The sequence below is a fragment of the Fusobacterium mortiferum ATCC 9817 genome (assembly GCF_000158195.2).
Lineage (GTDB): Bacteria > Fusobacteriota > Fusobacteriia > Fusobacteriales > Fusobacteriaceae > Fusobacterium_A > Fusobacterium_A mortiferum.
The window spans coordinates 666,797-683,881 of record NZ_GL987988.1 but is presented as its reverse complement, the minus strand read 5'-3'; the positions used below and the strand labels follow the sequence as shown (position 1 = coordinate 683,881).

Annotated in this window: 15 protein-coding genes and 1 pseudogene; 2 read left to right on the top strand and 14 right to left on the bottom strand. The window is 30.0% G+C overall.

Features of this window, described 5'->3' with window-relative positions; genetic code table 11:
• The 5 genes from FMAG_RS04240 to FMAG_RS04220 are packed head-to-tail and all read right to left on the bottom strand — an operon-like array spanning position 1 to position 5,100.
• Positions 1-945, bottom strand: coding sequence for a DHH family phosphoesterase (locus tag FMAG_RS04240; RefSeq protein WP_005884359.1), 945 nt, complete (start codon positions 943-945; stop codon positions 1-3).
• On the bottom strand, positions 942-2,900 hold the full coding sequence (gene hprK, locus FMAG_RS04235; protein WP_005884357.1) for an HPr(Ser) kinase/phosphatase: 1,959 nt from the start codon (positions 2,898-2,900) through the stop codon (positions 942-944). The genes FMAG_RS04240 and hprK overlap by 4 nt, the downstream gene beginning before the upstream one ends.
• Positions 2,878-3,168 (bottom strand): hypothetical protein, encoded by a 291-nt coding sequence (locus FMAG_RS04230; RefSeq protein WP_005884356.1) that lies wholly within the window; start codon positions 3,166-3,168, stop codon positions 2,878-2,880. The genes hprK and FMAG_RS04230 overlap by 23 nt, the downstream gene beginning before the upstream one ends.
• Complete coding sequence (locus tag FMAG_RS04225) at positions 3,161-4,396, bottom strand: bifunctional folylpolyglutamate synthase/dihydrofolate synthase (RefSeq protein ID WP_005884355.1); 1,236 nt, start codon at positions 4,394-4,396, stop codon at positions 3,161-3,163. Before FMAG_RS04225 ends, FMAG_RS04230 begins: the two co-directional genes overlap by 8 nt.
• Before the next feature lie 8 nt (positions 4,397-4,404).
• The gene (locus FMAG_RS04220; protein ID WP_005884354.1) at positions 4,405-5,100 is read right to left on the bottom strand and encodes a 5'-methylthioadenosine/adenosylhomocysteine nucleosidase; all 696 of its coding nucleotides are present in this window, start codon (positions 5,098-5,100) and stop codon (positions 4,405-4,407) included.
• A gap of 163 nt (positions 5,101-5,263) precedes the next feature.
• Between FMAG_RS04220 and FMAG_RS04215 the strand changes: the two genes are divergently transcribed.
• A complete protein-coding gene (locus FMAG_RS04215) occupies positions 5,264-6,154 on the top strand; it encodes a lysophospholipid acyltransferase family protein (RefSeq protein WP_005884353.1) in 891 nt (296 codons plus the stop codon).
• Positions 6,155-6,298: 144 nt separating this feature from the next.
• Positions 6,299-6,838: a rubrerythrin gene (gene rbr / locus FMAG_RS04210; protein WP_005884352.1), complete on the top strand. Its 540-nt coding sequence runs from the start codon at positions 6,299-6,301 to the stop codon at positions 6,836-6,838.
• A 149-nt stretch (positions 6,839-6,987) separates the two neighbouring features.
• Here the strand turns inward: rbr and FMAG_RS14260 are convergent.
• From FMAG_RS14260 to glmS, 9 genes and pseudogenes are all read right to left on the bottom strand, one after another.
• A pseudogene (locus FMAG_RS14260) lies at positions 6,988-7,059 on the bottom strand (IS3 family transposase); the annotation flags it as partial.
• A gap of 208 nt (positions 7,060-7,267) precedes the next feature.
• Positions 7,268-8,212, bottom strand: coding sequence for a thiamine pyrophosphate-dependent enzyme (locus FMAG_RS04205; protein WP_005884351.1), 945 nt, complete (start codon positions 8,210-8,212; stop codon positions 7,268-7,270).
• 12 nt (positions 8,213-8,224) lie between these two features.
• Positions 8,225-9,403 (bottom strand): 2-ketoisovalerate ferredoxin oxidoreductase subunit alpha, encoded by a 1,179-nt coding sequence (porA, locus tag FMAG_RS04200; RefSeq protein WP_005884350.1) that lies wholly within the window; start codon positions 9,401-9,403, stop codon positions 8,225-8,227.
• A gap of 17 nt (positions 9,404-9,420) precedes the next feature.
• Complete coding sequence (locus tag FMAG_RS04195; RefSeq protein ID WP_005884348.1) at positions 9,421-9,723, bottom strand: 4Fe-4S binding protein; 303 nt, start codon at positions 9,721-9,723, stop codon at positions 9,421-9,423.
• A complete protein-coding gene (locus tag FMAG_RS04190; protein ID WP_005884346.1) occupies positions 9,723-10,298 on the bottom strand; it encodes a 2-oxoacid:acceptor oxidoreductase family protein in 576 nt (191 codons plus the stop codon). Before FMAG_RS04190 ends, FMAG_RS04195 begins: the two co-directional genes overlap by 1 nt.
• Before the next feature lie 89 nt (positions 10,299-10,387).
• Positions 10,388-11,563 (bottom strand): dicarboxylate/amino acid:cation symporter, encoded by a 1,176-nt coding sequence (locus FMAG_RS04185; protein ID WP_005884344.1) that lies wholly within the window; start codon positions 11,561-11,563, stop codon positions 10,388-10,390.
• Positions 11,564-11,615: 52 nt separating this feature from the next.
• On the bottom strand, positions 11,616-12,818 hold the full coding sequence (ilvA, locus tag FMAG_RS04180; RefSeq protein WP_005884342.1) for a threonine ammonia-lyase: 1,203 nt from the start codon (positions 12,816-12,818) through the stop codon (positions 11,616-11,618).
• A 444-nt stretch (positions 12,819-13,262) separates the two neighbouring features.
• A complete protein-coding gene (locus tag FMAG_RS04175; protein ID WP_005884340.1) occupies positions 13,263-15,041 on the bottom strand; it encodes an aminopeptidase P family protein in 1,779 nt (592 codons plus the stop codon).
• A gap of 14 nt (positions 15,042-15,055) precedes the next feature.
• Positions 15,056-16,882, bottom strand: a complete 1,827-nt coding sequence (glmS, locus tag FMAG_RS04170; RefSeq protein ID WP_005884339.1) for a glutamine--fructose-6-phosphate transaminase (isomerizing) — start codon at positions 16,880-16,882, stop codon at positions 15,056-15,058.
• Positions 16,883-17,085: the final 203 nt, after the last annotated feature.

Genomic DNA, 17,085 nt, shown 5'->3' with positions numbered 1-17,085 from the left:
CTACAATCTTTCAAGTACTTTTTTAATTATCTCTTCAGCTGAAAGCTCGCTTGTAAAACCAGCAGCTTTACGATGTCCTCCACCACCAAAAATTGAAGCTATCTCATTTACATCTATATCATGTTTACTTCTCATACTTCCTTTGATTACTCCAATTTTATCCTCTCTTAAAAAAAGTGAAACCTCAGCCTCTTTGAAGGAGATTAATTTTTCTACTATTCCTTCAGTATCCTCTTTTCTCCCATTATATTTATCTAGAGTCTCTTTAGACATAAAATAATAAGCTAATTTTTTATTTTCATTATACTCCATCTCATACATAGCTATCCCTAAAAGCTTTATAGCTGGTAAAGATTTTGTATTGAAAAATTCTCTAACTACTTTAGAGTTACTTGCACCTATTCTTTTTAACTCTGCTGCCATCTCAAAAGTTTTTTCTGTTACATTGTCATGAGAAAAATTTCCAGTATCATTTACAAGTCCTGTATATAGAGCTTCAGCCATATTTATATCTATATCTATTTCACAAAATTTTAAAAATTTATATATTAGCTCACTTGTTGATGAAATCTCTTCTACATAATTTAATTTCCCATATAATGTATTACTAATATGATGGTCTATATTTATTACAAATCTATTTTTTAACAACTCTTTAGCTTTTCCAAGTCTATCATCAGTTGCCCCATCTACACAGATAGCCAAATCAAATTTATATTCATTATTTTCGTTATATTGTTCTACAATATTTATCTCATTTAAAAATTTTACACTATCAGGATATTTATCTTGTAATATAAATCTTACATTTTTTCCTATTTTCTTTAGTCCTAGAGTTAAAGCTAATCCTGAACCAATAGCATCTCCATCTGGATTAACATGAGAGATTACTACAATATTATCCTCTGAAAATATTTTGTCTCTTATTTCTAAAAATGTATTCAAATTTCACCCTCCACTCCTAAAACTTTTCTCTCTTCCTCTGTCATTCTTTTCAAACCTTCTCTATATAATTTTTCTGGATCATGACCAAGTTTAGTAGCCATAAGATTCATTACAGCTATCTCTACCATAGCTGCAGCATTTCTTCCTGAAGATATATAAAGAGTCATCTTAGGAATATTATTTCCTAGTATTTCTGTTACACCATTTTGATAATCCACTGCTGTTAAATAATCATTTTCACTCTCTTGTTCTTTTAGTTCAATTACAATATCGAGTTTTTTGTTTATTCTTACAGCACCAAGTCCATATAGAGTTTTGATATCTATTATTCCCAATCCTCTTATCTCCATAAAATATGGTAGATTTGCAGCACTTCCAACTATATCTCCACCTGTATCTTTTACAAATTTTACTAAATCATCTGCTATTAACCTATGACCTCTATGAACTAGTTCAAGAGCTGTTTCACTTTTCCCTACTCCACTTTTTCCACTTAATAATACTCCAAAACCATATAACTCTAAAAATACTCCATGTACTGAAATATTTGGGGTAAAATGTGTTTCCAAATAACTATTAAAATTTGCTATCATTTGAGATGCTTTTTTATATGAACTTCTACACAATATCATATTTCTTTCTTTTACCATATTATAAAAATACTCAGGCACTTCCACATCTGCTGTTAAAACCAATACTGGCAGTTTAAATTGAAGATAATTTTCTAAGTTTTTTATTCTTACCTCTTCTGGTAATATACTTAAAAATTTAAATTCTGCTTTAGAAAAAATTTGTACTCCATTGTAAGCAGCATCTTTATAATTTTCTACATATCCAGCTAAAGCAAGGGAAGGTCTATGTATACTCGTCGTTTCTATTACAGTATCATCAAGATTCTCTTCTCCTAAAAGAACTTTTAAATTAAATTGATTTTTTAATTGTTTTACTGTAAGTACTTTTCCATTGTTCATACATTTATCACCTTGCTTTTTCTTATTAGATTTTATTAACTTTTGAGATTCTCTCATAAAATATTCAGCAGAGTTTACTCCCATCATTTTCAATCTATAATTTAGAGCTGCTGTTTCTATTATTATTGCTAGATTTCTTCCTCTTCTTACTGGTATAGTAAGCTTCGGTATTTTCCCACCTAAAAATTCTTCATATACCTCATCTAATCCCAATCTGTCATAGAATTTTTTCTCATTCCACTCCTCAAGAACAATTAAAAAATCTATTCTTTTCATTTTTCTTGTAGCTTTTATTCCAAAGAGAGTAGTTACATCTATCTTACTTCCATCTTTTAAGTTATCCAAGAAAAAATGACTATCCATTATAGTTTTATCTACTCTATTATATCCCTCTAAATCATTTTCTGCCACTCTTTTCATCATAAGATGGTTATCAGTTATTAGACGATGACCTCTTTCTAAAAGTTCAATAGTTACTCCTAATTTTGCATCTTCATATCCAGTTAGTAATACTCCTATTCCCATTACATCTAAGAATATATAACCATCTACCATCTGTTCCTCTCCTAATCTCTTAGAAAGGAAAAACTTTGCTTCCCTTATTGTTGCAGACGTTCTTCTATGGCTTTTTAACAGAGTTTTATTATTTTCCTTTGCACTCTCTATCATCTCTGGAAAAATTATACTCTCATTTGTTGCTATCAACGCTGGAAAATTATATTTAAAATACTCATCAAATATTTTTTTTCTCTCTTCTTGTGAAAATTTAGAAAGATATCTTGCTTCTTTTCTTCCATAGATATGAATATAATTATTCAATTCTTCATCAACTTCAAAAAAACCTATTAACTCATACCCTATCTGATATATACTTGGATATTTTACCTGAAATTCTAAATCTCCTTCATTTATTATATCCAAATCCAAATGCTCTTTTAAATCCCTAATAGTCACTTTTTCTCTAGTTATTGCTACTGTATTCATTATTTCCCCCTTCCTCTAAGGAGTTTTCCTCTAACAACTCTTGCTTTTTAAGATTTTCTAATTTTTTTTCGTAATCTCTATCTAAATAAAAATCCTCTTTTCTTAAAAGAAAAGCTCTTTTTATCTCATTAGTTTTCTCTTCTCTTATTTTATCCCTAATATTTTTTTCTTGAGAGTATTTTTGATATAATCCATATTCATAATAACCAAATATCCCCAAAGCTATCAAATATATTATATATTTTATCCCATTATTTTTTTTAGCCATCTATCTCCTCTTTAAATTTACTTAAAGTATAAAAAGACCCACAGACTACTATAATTTTTTTATTATAACTTTTAGCTAATTCATAAGCTTTCTTCATATTGTTTTCTACTATACAACCTTTTTTATCCTCTAATTGTTCAAAGATCTTTTCTCCATTAGTTCCTCTTGGATTTTCTTCAAGAGAAGTAAAAATAATATTATCTGCTATTTTTCTCATTAAACCTAACATATGTTTTACATCTTTATCCTTTAGTATAGATGTAATGATTACTACCTCTTCACTTTTGTACCCTTGTTCTATAATTTTGCAAAGCTCTCTCATTCCATCTTCATTATGAGCTCCATCTAATACTACTAATGGATTTTGACAATATCTTTCAAATCTACATTGCCATACAACCTTCTTACTAGCTCTTTTTATTATCTCCTTATCTATACCCAATTGAATAGCTACTTCATAAGCTGTTAAGAAATTTTTAAACTGATAGTTTCCAAAAAGGGAAAAATTATATTTTTCAGCTCCTAAATCTATCTTAGTTATAAATTTTTCAAAATCCAACTCCATAGTTGTATTTTTATATTTTTCTAAAACATTTATAATCTCAGCTTTTTCTTCAGAGATAGCTTTTAAAAATTCTGGGTTACTATCTGCTACTACTACTCTTGAAGTATTTTTTATAATTCCAGCTTTTTCCTTAGCTATTTTATAAATAGTATCTCCTAAATACTCTGTATGGTCTAAACTAACATTAGTAATTACACAAAGCTCAGCTTCACATACGTTAGTAGCATCAAATCTTCCACCCATACCAGTTTCCAATACTACATAATCCAATCCTAAGTCTGAAAAATATTTAAACATCATAGCTGTTGTTACCTCAAAAAATGTAGGTCTTATTCCTGTTTTAGCTATAACTTCCTTAACTATTTGATAATATTTTACTATCTCCTCATCACTTATATCCTGTCCATTAGCTCTTATTCTCTCATTAAATTTTAAAATATGTGGAGAAGTATATTTTCCTACCTTATAACCTGCTTCTAATAATATTGTTTCTATTGTAGTAGAGGTTGAACCTTTTCCATTTGTTCCAGCTATATGAATTACTTTATAATTTTTTTGTGGCTCTCCTAGCTCTCTACAAAGAGTTTTTATATTTTCAAGCCCTAATTTTATCCCATGCATAGAGTAAGAGTATAACTCATCTAATAATTTCTCTATCTCCATCTTCTCACCTATATTCTTTCTAAAATTCCCTCTATTATTGTTTTAGAATTTTTAGCTGCTAATTTTACAAATTCTGGATAATCCATTTTAGCATCATCATCTGCCTTATCTGAAATAGCTCTTATTACTAAGAATGGTAATTCAAATATATGACATACATGAGCTACTGCTGCTCCTTCCATCTCTGTACAATATCCATTGAATGTTTCTCTCAACCATTTTATTTTTTCTGGAGAAGCTACAAACTGATCTCCACTTACTATTCTTCCCTCCCAAACTCTCTCTTTTCCAAAAGCTTCAATAGCTACTTCCATAGCTATCTTTCTCAAATTTTCATCAGCTTTAAACTGATACTCATCCATTCTTGGTATTTTCCCTAACTCATATCCAAAAGCACTGCAATCAAAATCATGTTCTACCAAGTCTGTTCCTATAACTATATCTCCTATATTGATATCTGGATTTACTCCTCCTGCTACTCCAGTAAACAAAAGTCTATCTACATTAAAATGATTTTTCATAAGTGTAGCACATATAGCTCCGTTTACTTTTCCTATTCCCCCCTCTACAAGTACTACATTTTTATCTTTTAATTTTCCTTTAAAAAAAAGTAATCCTCCTAATTTTTCTTCTACTATCTCTGTCATTATAGCTTTTAATTCTATAATCTCTTCATTCATTGCTCCTATTATTCCTATTACCATAAATTTAATTCACCTCTATTATAAAATTTTACTTTACTAAAAAATTATACCACATAGTTAGCTAGTAAGCAATTTAATAAACTCCTATTTTTTAATTATATATGTTATTTTTTTATATTTTATGTTATAATAGTATTGCTAAAATTTAATTAGGGAGTTCAGAATGAAAAATTTTTCTTATAAAATACAATTTATTATTATTATATTTTTTTACAAGTTATTACTTTTATTTCCAGAAAAGATGAGATTTAAGTTTGGAGATCTTTTAGGAATACTTATGTACAAACTTATAAAAAAAAGAAGATTAATTGCTCTTGCAAACCTTAAAATGGCTTTTCCTGAAAAAGACACTCAAGAAATTGAGCATATAGCAATAGAGTCTTTCAAAATTATGATAAAAGCTTTTTTGTGTACTCTTTGGTTTAATACCTATTTAAAAGATCCAAAAAAAGTTTTTGTTATAAATAGAGAAGTTGTAGATGAAGCTTATAATCAAAATAAAGGGGTAATAGCTGCACTTATGCATATGGGAAATATGGAAGCTATTATTAAAGCTGCTGAAGGTTACAATGTAGTTACTGTAGCTAAAGAGCAAAGAAATCCATACTTAAACAAATTTATCAATGAGAGTAGAAAAAATGATTTAAATTTAACTGTATTTCCTAAAAGTAAATCTACAAGCAAAGAACTAATTAAGCGTCTAAATAATAAAGAAATTTTTGCTCTCTTTAGTGATCATAGAGATAAGGGAGCATTAGTCAATTTCTTTGGAATGGAAGCAAAAGCTCCAACTGGTGCTATATCACTTGCACTAAAATTTGATATTCCTCTAATCTGGGGATATAACTATTTTAATTCTGATAACAGTTGTACTTCTGTTGTTGAAAAATTTGAAATGGTTAAGACAGGCAATTTTAAAGAGGATGTATTAAATAATACTCAAAGATTGATTAAGAATATGGAAGAAGTTATCAGAAAACATCCAGAACAGTGGATGTGGTTCCACGATAGATGGAGTTTATATAGTAAACTTTATAAGGGAAAGAGAAAATAAATCTCTTTCTCTTTTTTATTATATATTTAATTTTATAAGTGTTCTTTTTTTATTTTAAAAAAATTTGACTTTTAGATAAAAAAGTGATATCATAATTGTAAGGATTACAATTCAAAATAATTGTATAAGTTTAAGGAGGTTATTATGGAATTAAAAGGAAGTAAAACTGAAAAAAATCTTATGACAGCATTTGCTGGTGAGTCAGAAGCTAGAAATAAATACACTTATTATGCATCTAAAGCTAAAAAAGATGGATATGAGCAAATAGCAAAAATATTTGAAGAAACTGCTAACAACGAAAAAGAGCATGCTAAACTTTGGTTTAAATTATTAAAGGGAGGAAGTGTTCCTTCTACAATAGATAACCTTTTAGATGCTGCTCAAGGAGAAAATTACGAGTGGACTGATATGTATGCTAAATTTGCTGAAGAAGCAAGAGAAGAGGGATTCCTTGACATAGCTAGAACTATGGAAGGAGTGGCCAAAATAGAAAAAAGACATGAAGAAAGATATAGAAAACTACTTGAAAATATCAAAAAAGATATGGTATTTGAAAGAGAAGAAGAAGTAGCTTGGGAATGTATGAACTGTGGACATATTCACTATGGTAAAAAAGCTCCTAAGGAATGTCCTGTATGTAAGCATCCTGGTGGATACTTTATGATTGAGCCTAAAAACTACTAATAAATTAAAAATTTCAAAGAGAGGTTATAAGCCTCTCTTTTTTCTTCTCAACAATTTTTTCTAAATTAATATCTTCTTCTCAAGAAAAATTTACAAATTTTTCTACAATTTTAAAAACTGTAATATTTCTCTTTCTTAGACACCATTATTTAATTATTGATTAATAAGAATTGACTCCTATATTCTGCAGGTGTTAATCCTTTTAATTTTATTTTTATCCTTTTCGGCCTTCAAATACACAATTCCTTTTTATAATCCTTTAATTTTTTCTTCATTAGTTGATGATTTTCTAGTTTACACATTTAACCTTTTCTCATAAATTTCAATTTTTTGTTCTTTTGCTAATTTAGCCATAAAAAAACTACACCCTCCATCTTAGATGTCTAAGATTTTGGGTGTAGTACAATTTTTTCCCCTCTTTAATTTAAACTATTTATCTAGCTCTTCTCCACATCTCTTTAGTAGTCTTTCCCATCTTAAATCTACATTTGCTTGGATTCTATCTATGATGTGTCTATTTTCTGGTTTGAATAAATGTTTAAATCTTCCTTGTTTTTTCAAGAACTCTTCTATTGGTAATTTTTTCTTAGGTCTGTAATTTAACTTCCATTCTCCATTTATTACTTCAAATAATGGCCAGTAACAAGTTTCTACTGCTAATTTACATATTTCCATTAAATCTTCACTTTCGTATCTCCATCCTCTTGGACATGGTGCTAATACGTTTAAGAATGCTGCTCCCTCTGTATAGATAGCTTTTTCTGCTTTCTCATGTAAGTCTTTAAAGTTTCCTATAAATGTTGTTTGTGCAACATATGGTACATTATGAGCTGCTATTACATCAGTTAAATCTTTTCTTCCTTGTGGTTTTCCTGCACTTTCTTTTCCTATTGGAGTTGTTGTTGTATCTGCTCCTACTGGTGTTGCTGATGATCTTTGAATACCTGTATTCATGTATGCTTCATTATCATAACATACATAAACCATGTCATGTCCTCTCTCCATAGCTCCTGATAATGATTGGAATCCTATATCATAAGTTCCTCCATCTCCTCCAAAAGCTATAAATTTATATGTCTCATCTATTTTACCTTTTTTCTTTAATACTCTATAAGCTGTTTGTGCTCCACTTATTGTTGCTCCAGCATTTTCAAATGCTGAGTGAATAAATGAATCCTTCCATGCTGTATATGGATATAGGAAAGTTGATACTTCCAAGCAGCTTGTTGCACTACATATTACAGCGTGGTCTTCTGGTTTTAATGCTCTTAATACTCCTCTTACTGCTACTGGTGCTCCACATCCAGCACACATTCTATGTCCACCAGTTAATCTTTCTGGTTTTTCCATCTCTTTTTTGAAATTATATGCCATATTTATTGCCTCCTACCCTCTTACACCAAAATGTCTATATGTATCTTTTACTTCTCCATCTTTTTCTCTTAATAGAGTTTCAAATATTTCTCTGATATGAGCCACTGTTACGTCTCTTCCTCCAAGTCCATATACATAGTTTACCATTTTAGGTCTTGGGTTGCAGTCATATAATGCTGATCTTACCTCTGCGAATACTGGTCCTCCAGCTGCTGAGAATCCTTCAGATTTATCCATTACTGCTACCATTTTTACATGTTTTAGAGCTTCTGCGATTTCTTCCATTGGGAATGGTCTAAATACTCTTATTTTTAATAATCCTACTTTTTTACCTTCTTTTCTCATTTCATCTATTGCAGTTTTTGCTGTTCCTGCTGTTGAGTTAATTACTACGATTGCTACTTCAGCATCATCTAGTTTATACTCTTCAAATAATCCATATTTTCTTCCTGTCATTTTTTCAAACTCTGCCGCTACTTCTAAGATTACTTTCTTAGCATTTTTCATAGCATTAGCTTGTTGCACTTTATGTTCCATATAGTAAGATACTATATCATATGGTCCTACTGCTATTGGTCTTTCTGCATTTAATAGATAGTCTTCTGGTTTATATTCTCCTACAAATGCTTTTGCTTTATCATCTTCTACTAATTCTATATTTTCAACAGCATGGCTTGTAATAAATCCATCTTGACATACCATTACTGGAAGTTGTACATCTGGGTGTTCTCCAATTCTATTAGCTTGTAACATATTGTCATAAGCTTCTTGGTTAGTTTCACTATATAATTGAATCCATCCAGCATCTCTTGCTCCCATAGAGTCACTGTGGTCAGCATTAATATTAATAGGTCCAGTTAATGCTCTGTTTACACATGCTAATGTAACTGGTAATCTTGCTGATGCCACTACATATAGCATCTCCCACATAAGTGCAAGTCCACAAGATGAAGTCGCAGTCATTGTTCTTGCTCCTGCTGCTTGAGAACCCATAGCTGCTGACATAGCACTATGTTCTGATTCTACTGGAATAAATTCTGTATCAACACTTCCATCTGCTACAAATTTAGAGAAATATTGTGGTATCTCTGTAGATGGAGTTATTGGGAATGCTGGTACTACATCTGGATTTATTTGCTTCATAGCTATTGCAATAGCTTCGTTTCCTGACATTCTTTCTCTTATACTCATTAATTTCTACCTCCAAATTACTCTTTTACCATTTCTATTGCATTGAAAGGACATGCTTTTGAGCAAACTCCACAACCTTTACAGTGGTCCATATCAAACTCTAATCTTTTTCCCTCTTTTACAGGAATAGCTGAGTCTGGGCAACAAGGAACACATAATAAACATTGTTTACAATTCTCTGCTATAAATACTGGCTTATTTGATCTCCAATCCCCTGTTCTAAATTGTGCAGCACTTCCTGCTTCATATACAACTCCTCCAGGAGTGATGTCTTGCCATTTTATATCTTCAACTATTGGTAATCCTGCTTTATTTTTCATTACTCTTTCACCTCATTCATAGAACGAATTAATGCGTCCATATTTCCTTTTAATACTTCTGGTTTACTTGCAAATTTATGTTTGAAAGATTCTTCCATAGCTTCTAAGAAAGCTTTTTCTTCCATAACTCCGCTAACTTTTACAACAGCTCCAAGCATAGGAGTATTAGGGAAATTTTTACCTAAAGTCTCTTCTGAAATAGTTCTAGCATCACAAGTGAATACTTTTCCTTTATATCCTTTTAAGAAAGGTACAAATTCAGAAGCAGGTTTAGAACTATTAATAATTATAGCTCCATCCTCTTTTAATCCTTTTGTAACATCAACACTTTCTATTAGAGTTTCATCAACAACAACAACAAAATCAGGCTCATAAATATTAGAGTGAACTCTTACTGGATTTTTAGAGATACGATTGTAAGCAGTAATAGGCGCTCCCATTCTTTCAGGACCATACTCAGGGAATCCTTGTACATACATACCACCACTAAAAGCAGCATCAGCAAGAAGTAAAGATGCAGTTTTAGCTCCTTGTCCTCCTCTTCCATGCCATCTGATTTCAAATATTTCTCTCATAATCTACCTTCCTTTCTTTATCAAATAACTGCTGAAATTAATATTTCAGCAGTTATTCATTATATTTTACTTTACTGACATTTATATGATTAAGCTTTTTTTTCTAGCTTAAATCCTGCTATTTTATTTACCATTATAGCTATTGCACCGTCTCCTGTTACATTACATGCAGTTCCAAAACTATCTTGAGTTAAATATAAAGCTATCATTAATGATTGTAATTCAGGACCAAATCCTAACATACTCTCTAATAATCCAAGTGCTGCCATAACTGCTCCACCAGGTACTCCAGGTGCTGCTACCATTGTTACTCCTAACATTAAGATAAATCCAAACATTCCTGAGAATGTAATAGGCATTCCATTTAACATCATTACTGCCATTGAACAGCTTACTAATGCAATTGTACTTCCTGATAAGTGAATAGTTGCACATAATGGAATTGTAAAGTCTGCTATACCATCATTTACTCCATTTTCTTTAGTTTGTCTTAAAGTTACTGGAATAGTAGCTGCTGATGATTGAGTTCCTATAGCTGTAAAATATGCTGGTAACATTTTTCTAATTAGTGCTATTGGATTTGCTCCACCCATTGTTCCTGCAACTGTATATTGAACTAATAAAATTACATAGTGTAATACAATAATTATTCCAAATACTTTAGCAAATACTGACATTATTTTTACTATTTCTCCTGCATAAGTCATATTTGCAAATATTCCTGCTACATATAGAGGTAAGAATGGGATAACTATATTTGTAATAATTTTCTCAACAATTGTTTGTATCTCATTCATAAAGTTTTTAAGAGTATTTCCTTCAACTATTGCAATTCCAATACCTATAATAAATGCCATTAAAAGAGCTGTCATAACTCCCATAATTGGAGGCATTTCAACTGTTAAATATCCAGTTAATAATCCAGCTTCCGGACTATTTTCAGCTATTGTATGAGCTGCTGTTGGAAGTATTTTTTTAAGCATTATTGAGTTTGTAAAATATGCCACACTTCCAGATACAATTGTTGAACCATAAGCTAAAACTGTTGTTATTGCTAAAAGTTTTCCAGCTTTTTTACCTAAATCTCCAATACCTGGTGCTACGAATCCAATGATTATTAATGGTATTACGAATTGTAAAAAGTTTCCGAAGATTCCATTAAAAGTTATCATTATTCTAAGCAATGGAACAAAACCTATCTTTCCTAAAATAATTCCTGCAATTAGACCTAGTATAAGTCTTGGTAGTAATCCTAATTTTTTCATAATGTCCACTTCCCTTTTTTATTTTTATTTTATTAATCCTTAAATTAAACCCCTATTTTATTTCGTATCTAGCTTCTTTAATTTTATTTATAACCTCATCTCTATGAGCCATATCACTACATTCTATTACCAAAGTTACTTCTTGCATAGTAATTCCTAAATCTCCATTATACATACTTTGTGTTATATGAAGGATATTTGCTCTATTGGCTGTTAATAATCCTAATAATTTTTCAACTTCTCCAAACTTATCTTGAATTTTTACTTTGAATTGATGTCTTCTTCCTTTATTGATTAATGCTCTATTTAAAACTCTTTCAACTAAGTTAATATCAATATTTCCTCCAGAAACTACTGCACATGTTTTCTTACCTTTACAATCAACTTTTCCAGATAAGATAGCTGCTACTGGAGTTGCTCCTGCTCCTTCTGCTACTACTTTACTTCTTTCCATCAAGAATAAAATTGCATCAGCTATTTCTGCTTCTGAAACAGTAACTACTTCATCAACATATTTTTTTACTAACTCTAAAGTTTTACATCCTACTTTTTTAACAGCTATACCATCTGCTATTGTAGGAGTTGCACAAACTTCACAACATTCTCCTTTTGCTAAAGCAGCTGTCATTGAAGCAGCATTTTCTGCTTCTACACCTATTACTTTTACCTTTGGATTCATTCCTTTTATAGCAGTAGCTATTCCAGCAAGGATTCCTCCTCCTCCAATTGGTACTAATACTGTATCTATATCTGCCATATCTTCTAATATTTCTATCCCAATAGTTCCTTGTCCTGCTATTACATACTCATCATCAAATGGATGTAAAAATACTGCTCCTGTTGCTTTTTGAATTTCACAAGCTTTTGCAAAAGCATCATCATATACTGCACCATGTAATACTACTTCAGCTCCATATCCTTTAGTAGCAGAAACCTTTGCTATTGGTGCTGTTTCTGGCATTACTATTGTAGATTTTATTCCTTGAGCTGTAGCCCCTAATGCTATCCCTTGTGCGTGGTTACCAGCTGATGAAGCAATTACACCTTTCTTTTTTTCTTCTTCAGTAAGATTTGCTATTCTATTTAAAGCACCTCTTACTTTGAAAGAACCTGTTTTTTGAAGGTTTTCCAATTTAAAATATACCTTTCCCCCTAATTCTTTCTCCAATGTTGGGCACTCAATTAATGGTGTTCTTTTAACTGAGTTCTCAATTGTTTTTTTAGCCTCTTTAATAGTTTCTAATGTTACTGTCATAATTTTCCCTCCTTAGAGAATACATCATTTAAAAAGTTGTTATCAGCTTCTTATTTCGATATAATTATACTACTATATTATAATTTAGTCAAATTTAAAACATTAAAAAAGTTTTTTTAAATGTTTTTTATATCAAAAAAATCATATAAATAAATATTTTGTTGAAATTTTATTTATTTTATAAATATTATTGTTATTTCCTTACTTTTTTAGTAATTTTTTTGTCTTTAGTCTCTAATATTGCTGTTTTTAGTTTAAAGATTTTTCTATAAAAAATTTTGTTTTTATACTTTTTTAAATTTCTTTCTTTCTTTTTTTATATAGTTATTATTAAAATAAATAATAATTTTTTTATTTTTGTAAACAAAAAGGAGAAAATCTTTTAATTATAATATTTTAAATATTACTATTATAATTAAGTTTTTCTCCTTATATTTTAATTTATTAAATATTTCTCGTATATTTCTTCAACCATTCTTTTTCTTCTAAAGTTAAATATGGTGATATCTTATCATATACAATTTTATGGTAATTATTTAAAAACTCTATTTCTTCAAAAGAAAGTAATTCCTTTTTAACTCCATCTAAATCTAAAGGAACATAAGTCATTGTTTCAAATTTCATAAACTGTCCAAATTGAGTTTTTTCATCTTTTTGTACAATCAATTCATTCTCTAATCTTATTCCATGAGAACCTTCTATATACACTCCAGGCTCATTTGTTACATTCATTCCCTCTTCAAGAACTTGTGGATTATATTGAACTCTTATACCTTGTGGCCCTTCATGTACATTCAATAAAAAACCTACTCCATGACCAGTTCCACATTTATAATCTAACCCTATATTCCAAAGAGCTTGTCTTGCTAAAACATCTAAATTCGTTCCTGTCACTCCATATAAAAATTTTACTTTTGATAGATTTATCATTCCTTTTAACACTAAAGTAAAATGTCTTTTTAACTCTTCCGAACACTCTCCTAAAACAAATGTTCTAGTGATATCAGTAGTTCCATCAAAATACTGTCCTCCTGAATCAACTAAAAACATATTTTTAGCCTCTAATTTTTTATCAGAAATATTAGTTGCTTTATAGTGCATCATAGCTGCATTTGCTTCATAAGCTGCTATCGTATCAAAACTTGGCTCTATATATAAATCTTGTGCTTTTCTAAAACTTTCCAGTTTTTCACTAGCTGATATCTCTGTAATCTCCTCTCTTCCTAAAGAATTTTTTAACCAATACATGAACTTAGTAACAGCTACTCCATCTCTTATATGGCACTCTCTTAAATTCTCAAGTTCTATTTTATTTTTACAAGCCTTCATTAATGTACTAGGATTAGCTTTGTCTAATACTTTTATTTCTGAATTTAAATTTCTATAAATACTATAATTTACTTTATTTAAATCCATCATAATTACATTAGAATTAGAAATTCTTTGCATATCTTCATAAATTTCAAAATAATCTCTTACTTCTACTTTATTTTTATAAAGATATCTTTCTACTTCGCTATTTAATTTTTTTTCATTTATATACAATACTACCTTATCTAATGTTATTGCTGCATAAGCTAAATTCACTGGATTATTTTTTACATCATTCCCTCTTATATTAAATATCCAAGCAATATCATCTAAAGAAGTTATAATGTTTATATCACAATTCTCTTTCTCAAGAGATTCTCTTATTCTATTTAATTTACTTTCAGTACCTTCTCCTGAATATTTCTCTCCTAAAATAAATGCTTGGCTCTCTGGTAAAGTAGGTCTATTCTCCCATAGTTCTCCTACTAAATCGAATTCTCCTACTATTTTAATATTTTTTTCTTTGCACTGCTTTTCTAAATCTAAAATAGTCCTTGTAGCTATAACTTTACCGTCAAATCCTAGTGTTTCTTCTTTTCCAATATTTTTCACAATATACTCTATAAAAGTAGGAACTCCTTCTTCTCCCATTTTAAAAAGTTTAATTCCACTTCCTACTAACTGTTTTTCTGCTTGAATAAAATATCTTCCATCAGTCCAAAGTCCAACCTCTTTTTCTGATACTACAACAGTTCCTGCAGAACCTGTAAATCCTGATATCCATTCTCTTCCCTTAAAATACTCTCCCACATACTCACTTTGATGATAATCTGAAGATGGAATAATGTAATAATCTATTCCCCTTTCTTTCATTAATTTTTTTAATTTTACAATTTTCTCTGCAACTTCCACAGTATCACCTCTTTTTATTCTACTGTAACAGATTTTGCCAGATTTCTTGGTTTATCTACATCCAATCCTTTCTCTACTGCTGTATAGTAAGCTAACAACTGCAAAACTATATTAGCTACAGTTGGTGCTAGTATATCTTCTATATTTTCAATAGTTATAATCTCATCTGAAATCTCTGCTACATTTTTATATTTTTCCTTTGTTAAAGTTATAACATATGCTCCTCTTGCCTTAACTTCTTTTATATTAGATATCATCTTTTCTAACATATCCTCTTGAGTAGCTATAGCAACTACCATTGTTCCTTCTTCTATTAGAGCTATTGTTCCATGTTTTAACTCCCCTGCAGAAAAAGCTTCAGTATGAATATAAGTAATCTCCTTCATCTTTAAAGAACCTTCTCTTGCACATTTATCATCTATTCCTCTTCCTATAAAAAATCCATTCATTTTATTTTTTATTTTTTTAGCTACCTCTCTTACATTCTCCTTATTTTCTATAACCTTTTCCACTTCGTTTGATAATTTATGAAGTATATCAAGATAACTATTATAGAAATTAGATGTAATACTTCTTTTTCTCTCGCCAAAATAAAGAGCTAATAGATAAAATAAAGTAACTTGAGCAGTATAAGCCTTTGTTGAAGCAACAGATATCTCTGGGCCAGCTAAAGTATATATTACCATATCTACCTCTCTTGAAATAGTAGACCCCAATACATTAGTTATAGCTAAAGTTTTAGCTCCCTTGCTCTTAGCCATTTTCATAGCCATAATTGTATCTAAAGTTTCTCCTGATTGACTAATAAAGATTACTAAACTTTTTTCATCAATGAAAGGATCGCTATATCTAAATTCTGAAGCTATATCCACATCTGTTTTTATTCCAGAAATTTTTTTAAAAAAATATGCTCCTTGTAATCCTGCATGATATGCAGTACCACAAGCAACAATATAAATCTCTTCAATTTTTGATAAATCCAACTCTTTCAAAGAACTACTAAAATCAACTTTTCCATCATAATTTGTATATACTTCTAAAGTTTTTTCTATTACATTTGGTTGTTCTTCTATCTCTTTTAACATAAAATGTGGATAACCACCTTTACTCGCTTGTTCCATATCCCATTCTATTTTAGTTATAGATTTTTCTAACTTCTTCCCTTGAGAATTATAGACACTCACTCTATCTTTCTCAATAATTGCCATCTCATTATTCTCTAAAAATATAACTTCTCTAGTATATTTTAAAATAGCTGGTACATCAGAAGCAATAAAGTTCTTTCCATCACCTAATCCTATAATTAAAGGACTCTCTTTTCTTGTACATACTAATTTATCTGGATTTTCACTATCTATTATTCCAAGAGCATAACTTCCTCTAATTTTTTCTCTTACTTTCATCATTGTCTCTAGCATATCACCACTATAATATTTAGAAAATAAGTGTGCAACTACTTCACTATCTGTCTGCGAATTAAAATTATATCCCTCTTTTATCAATTCTTCTTTTAGCTCTAAATAGTTTTCTATAATTCCATTATGTACTACTGCTACTTTTCTATCATTACTAAAATGAGGATGTGAATTTTTATCAGTTGGGTTTCCATGTGTCGCCCATCTAGTATGTCCTATCCCTATATAAGCTTTCTCTTCTTTTTTCTCCAAAGCTTGTTTAAGATTTTCTAATTTACCACTTTTTTTCTCAATGAAAATCTTTCCATCTTCAATGATAGCTAATCCTGCTGAGTCATATCCTCTATACTCAAGCTTACTAAGTCCATCTAGGATTACCTCCATAGCTTTTTGCTCATCTCCTACATAACCAATTATTCCGCACATATGAATCCTCCTATATAATATTTAATTTTTAATGTTCATAGGAGATTGCTACTTATTACCCCTTTGTCCTTTAGGTTATCCTAAAGTTTTGTATTGGTAATGGCTGTAACCACCTCTGGAGTATCCGCCGAATTTTCGATAAACTCCAGTCCTCGTCAACTTTATTTAGAAAGATCTTTATCTCTATAAATAAATCTCTTCTC

Bases quoted from the DNA above. Each gene is read 5' to 3' on its own strand.
- hprK (WP_005884357.1), bottom strand. From the start codon at position 2,900: ATGAATACAGTAGCAATAACTAGAGAAAAAGTGACTATTAGGGATTTA.
- FMAG_RS04230 (WP_005884356.1), bottom strand. From the start codon at position 3,168: ATGGCTAAAAAAAATAATGGGATAAAATATATAATATATTTGATAGCT.
- FMAG_RS04225 (WP_005884355.1), bottom strand. From the start codon at position 4,396: ATGGAGATAGAGAAATTATTAGATGAGTTATACTCTTACTCTATGCAT.
- FMAG_RS04220 (WP_005884354.1), bottom strand. From the start codon at position 5,100: ATGGTAATAGGAATAATAGGAGCAATGAATGAAGAGATTATAGAATTA.
- FMAG_RS04215 (WP_005884353.1), top strand. From the start codon at position 5,264: ATGAAAAATTTTTCTTATAAAATACAATTTATTATTATTATATTTTTT.
- rbr (WP_005884352.1), top strand. From the start codon at position 6,299: ATGGAATTAAAAGGAAGTAAAACTGAAAAAAATCTTATGACAGCATTT.
- FMAG_RS04205 (WP_005884351.1), bottom strand. From the start codon at position 8,212: ATGGCATATAATTTCAAAAAAGAGATGGAAAAACCAGAAAGATTAACT.
- porA (WP_005884350.1), bottom strand. From the start codon at position 9,403: ATGAGTATAAGAGAAAGAATGTCAGGAAACGAAGCTATTGCAATAGCT.
- FMAG_RS04195 (WP_005884348.1), bottom strand. From the start codon at position 9,723: ATGAAAAATAAAGCAGGATTACCAATAGTTGAAGATATAAAATGGCAA.
- FMAG_RS04190 (WP_005884346.1), bottom strand. From the start codon at position 10,298: ATGAGAGAAATATTTGAAATCAGATGGCATGGAAGAGGAGGACAAGGA.
- FMAG_RS04185 (WP_005884344.1), bottom strand. From the start codon at position 11,563: ATGAAAAAATTAGGATTACTACCAAGACTTATACTAGGTCTAATTGCA.
- ilvA (WP_005884342.1), bottom strand. From the start codon at position 12,818: ATGACAGTAACATTAGAAACTATTAAAGAGGCTAAAAAAACAATTGAG.
- glmS (WP_005884339.1), bottom strand. From the start codon at position 16,882: ATGTGCGGAATAATTGGTTATGTAGGAGATGAGCAAAAAGCTATGGAG.